The 6,257-nt window shown below is 63.1% G+C and carries 6 protein-coding genes; 3 read left to right on the forward strand and 3 right to left on the reverse strand.

All coding sequences use genetic code 11. From position 1 onward, the window contains the following. Nucleotides 1–786 (reverse strand): branched-chain amino acid ABC transporter substrate-binding protein (locus B3E94_RS01900; protein ID WP_286912120.1); only part of this gene is annotated, 786 nt, incomplete at its 3' end. A gap of 511 nt (nt 787–1,297) precedes the next feature. Between B3E94_RS01900 and pncB the strand changes: the two genes are divergently transcribed. Both pncB and nadE read left to right on the forward strand, forming a co-directional pair. Further along, on the forward strand, nt 1,298–2,503 hold the full coding sequence (gene pncB, locus B3E94_RS01905; RefSeq protein ID WP_286912121.1) for a nicotinate phosphoribosyltransferase: 1,206 nt from the start codon (nt 1,298–1,300) through the stop codon (nt 2,501–2,503). Between the two features lie 3 nt (nt 2,504–2,506). Beyond that, nucleotides 2,507–3,334, forward strand: coding sequence for an ammonia-dependent NAD(+) synthetase (gene nadE / locus B3E94_RS01910; RefSeq protein ID WP_176513238.1), 828 nt, complete (start codon nt 2,507–2,509; stop codon nt 3,332–3,334). Nucleotides 3,335–3,432: 98 nt separating this feature from the next. Here nadE and azu read toward each other — a convergent pair whose 3' ends face one another. Beyond that, nucleotides 3,433–3,879, reverse strand: coding sequence for an azurin (azu, locus tag B3E94_RS01915; protein ID WP_176513236.1), 447 nt, complete (start codon nt 3,877–3,879; stop codon nt 3,433–3,435). 350 nt (nt 3,880–4,229) lie between these two features. Between azu and B3E94_RS01920 the strand changes: the two genes are divergently transcribed. Beyond that, complete coding sequence (locus B3E94_RS01920; RefSeq protein WP_286912123.1) at nt 4,230–4,817, forward strand: TIGR00730 family Rossman fold protein; 588 nt, start codon at nt 4,230–4,232, stop codon at nt 4,815–4,817. A gap of 129 nt (nt 4,818–4,946) precedes the next feature. Here B3E94_RS01920 and B3E94_RS01925 read toward each other — a convergent pair. Continuing rightward, nucleotides 4,947–6,257, reverse strand: a 1,311-nt coding sequence (locus tag B3E94_RS01925) for a DUF3362 domain-containing protein (RefSeq protein WP_286912124.1), incomplete at its 5' end; no start/stop codon positions are given.

A 6,257-nucleotide genomic window follows, 5' to 3' on the forward strand; every position in this document is an offset into this window, starting at 1 on the left:
CACCAGTTCGTCGGTGACGATGCCGTCATCGGACATGAACTTGACGTCCTTCAGGCCCTGCTCGCGCAGCTGGCGCACCAGCGGGCCGGCTTCTGGGTGCAGGCCACCGAAGTACACCACGTCGGCGCCGGCGGCGCGGATCTTGGTGACCAGGGCGCTGAAGTCCTTCTCGCCGCGGGTCAGGCCTTCATACAGCACCGGTTCCACGCCGCGTTTCTTCAGCTGCTCCTTGGTGGCATCGGCCAGGCCCTGGCCGTAGGTGTCCTTGTCGTGGATGACCGCGACCTTCTTGCCCTTGAGCACGTCGACGATGTAGTTGCCGGCGACGATGCCCTGCTGGTCGTCACGGCCGCACATGCGGAACATCGCGTTCAGCCCGCGCTCGGTGACCTGCGGGTTGGTGGAGCCTGGGGTGATGGCGATGACGCCGGCCTCGTCATACACCTCGGAGGCGGGGATGGTGTTGGAGGAGCAGAAGTGCCCGACCACGCCGATCACCTTGTCCTGATCGACCAGGCGGTTGGCCACGGCCACGGCCTGTTTCGGCTCGCAGGCGTCGTCGCCTTTGACCAGCACGATCTTCTCGCCGTTAATGCCGCCCGCGGCGTTGACCTTGTCTGCCGCCGCCTGGGCACCTTTCATGTATTGCTCGCCAAACGCTGCGTTGGCCCCGGTCATGGGGCCCGCGACGCCGATCTTCACGTCGGCCTGTACAAACGAAGAAACACCCAGGGCCGTTGCCACGGCAAGTGCCAGGAAACCTTTCTTGTAAAACGTCTGCGACATGAGGTGGTGCTCCTAGAGTTTTTTTTGGTTGGCACTACAACTTCTCAGCCCTGTGCTCCGAGCAAGGGCCGTGCCATCGGTTTTGTCTTCCGGGAAAACACACTGGGCAAGGGCCAGGCAGGCGACCGGCGGCCTTTTCTTTATTGAGCGTGCAACCGTCTGCCGTGCGGCAGGCGCCACCACTCGTACAGACAAGGAGCAACCGCGCTGTGCCATCATTGCAACCCTGGCAAGTGTTTACGTGCAACCGCCCTGTAACCGCACACCGTCACCGAACTGCACACCGCTGGTGCGCGACTGCTACAGGCGGCACTGTTTCAAGGCTAGCTGGTGCACGGAAAAACACCTGTTTTGGCCGTGATGGCGCCATCGCCGGCAAGCCGGCTCCCACAATCGGGCACCGAGGTAACGCTGTGGGAGCCGGCTTGCCGGCGATAGGGCCGGTGCTGACACAACAAAACTGAAAAGACTGGCACAATGGCCGCCATTCGCCGCTTCTGGAGCCCCCTTGATGAGCGAGAGCGCATTCGCCGAGCGCATCGTGCACAACCTGCTCGACACCGATTTCTACAAGCTCACCATGATGCAGGGCGTGCTGCACAACTACCCGGACGCCGACGTGGAATGGGAATTCCGCTGCCGTAACGGCGAGGACCTGCGCCCCTACCTGGGCGAGATCCGCCGCCAGCTCGAACTGCTCAGCGACCTCACCCTGGATGATGGCCAGCTGGCCTTCCTCGAACGCATCAGTTTCCTCAAGCCCGACTTCCTGCGTTTTCTGCGCCTGTTCCGCTTCAACCTGCGCTACGTGCACCTGGGCATCGAAGAGGGCCAGCTGTGCCTGCGCCTGCGTGGCCCCTGGCTGCATGTGATCCTCTTCGAAGTGCCGCTGCTGGCCCTGATCAGCGAAGTGCGCAACCGCCACCTGCACCCGCACATGCGCCTGGCCGAAGCGCGCGACCAGCTGCACCGCAAGTTCGACTGGCTGCGCGCGCATGCCAGCGACGATGAGCTGGCCGAGCTGCAGGTCGCCGATTTCGGCACGCGTCGGCGCTTCTCCAGCCGTGTGCAGGCCGAAGTGGTGCAGGTGCTGCGCGACGAGTTCCCGGGCCGCTTCGTAGGCACCAGCAACGTCGACCTGGCATGGAAACTGGATATCAAGCCGCTGGGCACCATGGCCCACGAGTGGTTCATGGCCCACCAGCAGCTCGGCCCGCGGCTGATCGACAGCCAGATCGCCGCCCTCGACTGCTGGGTCCGCGAATACCGCGGGCTGCTTGGCATCGCGCTGACCGACTGCATCACCATGGATGCCTTCCTGCGCGATTTCGACTTGTACTTCGCCAAGCTGTTCGACGGCCTGCGCCACGATTCGGGCGAGCCGGTGGCCTGGGCGGAAAAGGCCATCGCCCACTACCAGAAACTGGGCATCGACCCGATGACCAAGACCCTGGTGTTCTCCGATGGCCTGAACCTGACCCGCTCGCTGGAAATCTTCCGAGCCCTGCGCGGGCGCATCAACGTCAGTTTCGGCATTGGCACCAACCTGACCTGCGACATACCGGGCGTGGCGCCAATGAACATCGTGTTTAAAATGACTGACTGCAATGGCTCGCCGGTGGCCAAGATCTCCGACGAAGCCGCCAAGACCCAGTGCCGCGACCCCAACTTCGTCGCCTACATGCGTCACGTATTCAAAGTCCCCAGCAAGGAGTAACCCATGCAAGCCGTTCAGCAAGAGATTGCCCAGGCGCTGAAGGTGCAGCCGCCGTTCGCAGACGCTGCAGCGCTGCAGGCCGAAGTCGCCCGGCGCGTGGCGTTCATCAAGGATTGCCTGGCCAACGCCCGGCTCAAGACCCTGGTGCTGGGCATCAGCGGCGGCGTCGACTCGCTGACCGCCGCCCTGCTCGCCCAGCGCGCCATCAACGAGTTGCGCGCCGAAACCGGCGACCCAGCCTACCGCTTCATCGCCGTGCGCCTGCCGTACCAGGTGCAACATGACGAGCACGATGCCCAGGCCTGCCTGGACGTGATCAAGGCCGATGAACTGCACACGGTCGACATCGCCCCGGCGGTGCGGGCGCTGGCCAAGGAAGTGAAGGCGCTGGAGGGGGGCTCGCCGAGCCTGGTGGATTTCGTCGTCGGCAACGTCAAGGCGCGCACGCGCATGGTGGCGCAGTACACCATTGCCGGCGCTCGCGCAGGGCTGGTGATCGGTACCGACCACGCGGCTGAAGCGGTGATGGGCTTCTTCACCAAGTTTGGTGACGGTGCCTGCGACCTGGCGCCGCTCAGTGGCCTGGTGAAGAACCAGGTGCGGGCCATTGCGCGCAGCTTTGGCGCGCCGGAGTCACTGGTGGAGAAAGTGCCGACCGCCGACTTGGAAGACCTGGAGCCGGGCAAGCCGGACGAGGCCTCGCACGGGGTGACCTACCAGCAGATCGATGCGTTCCTGCATGGGCTGCCGGTGGAGCAGGAAGCGTTCGACATCATCGTGGCGACCTACCGCAAGACCCAGCACAAGCGCGAACTGCCGTTCGCCCCATAAATGCTTCGCGGGGCAAGCCCGCTGCCGCAAGGTACATACCGAGTGGCAGCGGGCTTGCCCCGCGAATGGAAGGCAACGCCCTCCCGAGCATCAGCTTATCACTTGACGACGACAGTGCCCTTCATCATCGAGATGTGCCCTGGGAACGAGCAGAAGAAGCCGTAGTCGGTGCCTGCAACCAGCTTGGCCACATCGAAGGTCACCGAGTCTTTCTCGCCGGCGCCAATGATCTTGGTGTGGGCGATGACGCGCTCGTCACCTTCTTTCAGGTAGTTCTTGTCGATACCGGCGGCCAGGCCATCGGTAGCGATCGGCTGCATGTCAGCGGCCTTGCTGATGACGATGTTATGGCCCATGACATTCTTCGGCAGGTTGCCGGAATGCTCCAGGTTCACGGTGAATTGCTTGCAGCTCTTGTCGATGACGATTTCCTTGGTGTTGAAGGACATCTGGTCGGTCGAGTCGACAGTCACCGAACACTCGGCTGCGAAGACGGAAGCGCTGGCGAGGGTCAGCAGGGATACCGCTACAGCTTTCGCAAACATCATGAATCTCCTTGGCAGGGTTTTTATCAATTGCGAGACTGCCTGAAACCGTTCGTCCGCTGGCTGATATGAATCAACAGTGGCGTCAAGTGGCCAGGCAGTAGAATTGTTCAATGGATTGTATACAACCAATCTAAGAGCACATCATGCCCTTTTACTAGACGATGGGACAACCTCTCATTTAGGAGCAACGCCCATGTCCCTGTCCAATTTCATGAACAGCCTGCTCGCAGCCTACGCCCACGGCGCTACCGGCGCGAGCTGCGAATTCTCCCGACCGGAGTGAACGCGGCCTTGGAAGCGCCAGGCCTGCGCCGTACCCTGTCACGCAAAGTGACTGGAGATGAACTATGCCTGTACGTTCCGTTTGTGTGTTCTGCGGCGCCAGCATCGGTGCCAACCCCGCCTACCGTGAAGCTGCCATTGCCCTTGGGCAGGCCATCGCCCGCCGCGGCCTGACCCTGGTCTATGGCGGTGGCGCTGTGGGCCTGATGGGCACCGTGGCCGACGCTGCCATGGCCGCCGGTGGCGAGGTGATCGGCATCATTCCCGAAAGCCTGATGAACGCCGAAATCGGCCACAAGGGCCTGACTCGCCTGGAAGTGGTCGACGGCATGCACGCGCGCAAGGCCCGCATGGCCGAGCTGAGCGACGCCTTCATCGCCCTGCCGGGCGGGCTGGGCACGCTGGAAGAACTGTTCGAGGTGTGGACCTGGGGGCAACTGGGCTATCACGCCAAGCCTTTGGGGCTGCTGGATGTGAACGGGTTCTATGAAAAGCTTGGCGGGTTCCTCGACCATATCGTCGAAGAGGGTTTCGTGCGCCCGCAACATCGGGCGATGTTGCTGCTGGAGCAGCAGGCGGATGCGCTGCTGGATGGGATGGATGAGTTTGTCTCGCCGGTGTTGCCAAAGTGGGTGGACAAGAAGCCTGATTGATCGAGGGGCCGCTCTGCGGCCCCATCGCTGGCAAGCCAGCTCCCACAGAGATTGCACAGAACCTAGGGCCTGCGCTTTACCTGTGGGAGCTGGCTTGCCAGCGATTGGGCTGCAAAGCAGCCCCTGCAATCAGCGCGGAATGACAGGCTGGCGCGGTTTCTTGCCTTTGCCGCCACCCTTGGCCGCTTCCTTGCGTTCCTTGGCCGCCTGCTGGTTGCGGGCGAACGCCTCGGCCTTGGCCTTCTCGCGCTTGTCCCACGGCTTGCTGCCATCGCTGCCACGCGGTGGCAGGCCGGTGTGCTGGGTGAGGATCTTCTGCTCCTTGCCCACCTTGTGGCTACCCGCGGGCGTCGAGTTCTTGCGACGCGCGCTCTGGTAGGTGTCGGTCTGCGGCTGGTGCAGCGGGATCAGCTGGTGCTTGCCCGGGCCGATCAGGTCGGCGCGGCCCATGCGCTGCAGTGCTTCGCGCAGCATCGGCCAGCCCTTCGGATCGTGGTAGCGCAGGAACGCCTTGTGCAAGCGGCGCTGCTCGTCGCTCTTGACGATTTCCACGCCCTCGCTCTTGTAGGTGACCTTGCGCAGCGGGTTCTTGCCCGAATGGTACATGGCCGTGGCCGAGGCCATGGGCGATGGGTAGAACGCCTGCACCTGGTCGGCGCGGAAGCCGTTGCCCTTGAGCCACAGGGCCAGGTTCATCATGTCTTCATCGGTGGTGCCGGGGTGGGCGGCGATGAAGTACGGGATCAGGTACTGCTCCTTGCCCGCCTCTTTCGAGAACTTCTCGAACATGCGCTTGAAGCGGTCGTAGGTACCGATGCCCGGCTTCATCATCTTGTCCAGCGGGCCACGCTCGGTGTGCTCCGGGGCAATCTTCAGGTAGCCGCCCACGTGGTGGGTGACCAGCTCCTTGACGTACTCCGGCGATTCCACCGCCAGGTCGTAGCGCAGGCCGGAGGCGATCAGGATCTTCTTCACACCCGGCAAGGCACGGGCCTTGCGGTACAGCTCGATCAGCGAGCTGTGGTCGGTGTTGAGGTTCTCGCAGATGCCCGGGAACACGCACGACGGCTTGCGGCAGTGCTTCTCGATCTCCGGGCTCTTGCAGGCGATGCGGTACATGTTGGCGGTCGGGCCGCCAAGGTCGGAGACCACGCCAGTGAAGCCCGGCACCTTGTCGCGCATCTCTTCGATCTCGTTGAGGATCGACTCGTGCGAACGGTTCTGGATGATGCGGCCTTCGTGCTCGGTGATCGAGCAGAAGGTGCAGCCACCGAAGCAGCCACGCATGATGTTGACCGAGAAGCGGATCATCTCGTAGGCCGGGATGCGCTCCTTGCCGTAGGCCGGGTGCGGTACACGGGCGTAGGGCATGCCGAACACGTAGTCCATTTCCTCGGTGCTCATGGGAATGGGTGGCGGGTTGAACCACACATCCACTTC

The organism is Pseudomonas sp. UBA6315, from assembly GCF_002438125.1.
GTDB classification, from domain to species: Bacteria; Pseudomonadota; Gammaproteobacteria; order Pseudomonadales; family Pseudomonadaceae; genus Aquipseudomonas; species Aquipseudomonas faucium.

Excerpts from the sequence above, each read along its gene's own strand:
- B3E94_RS01920 (WP_286912123.1), top strand. The coding sequence starts at position 4,230 with ATGCCTGTACGTTCCGTTTGTGTGTTCTGCGGCGCCAGCATCGGTGCC.
- nadE (WP_176513238.1), top strand. The coding sequence starts at position 2,507 with ATGCAAGCCGTTCAGCAAGAGATTGCCCAGGCGCTGAAGGTGCAGCCG.
- azu (WP_176513236.1), bottom strand. The coding sequence starts at position 3,879 with ATGTTTGCGAAAGCTGTAGCGGTATCCCTGCTGACCCTCGCCAGCGCT.
- pncB (WP_286912121.1), top strand. The coding sequence starts at position 1,298 with ATGAGCGAGAGCGCATTCGCCGAGCGCATCGTGCACAACCTGCTCGAC.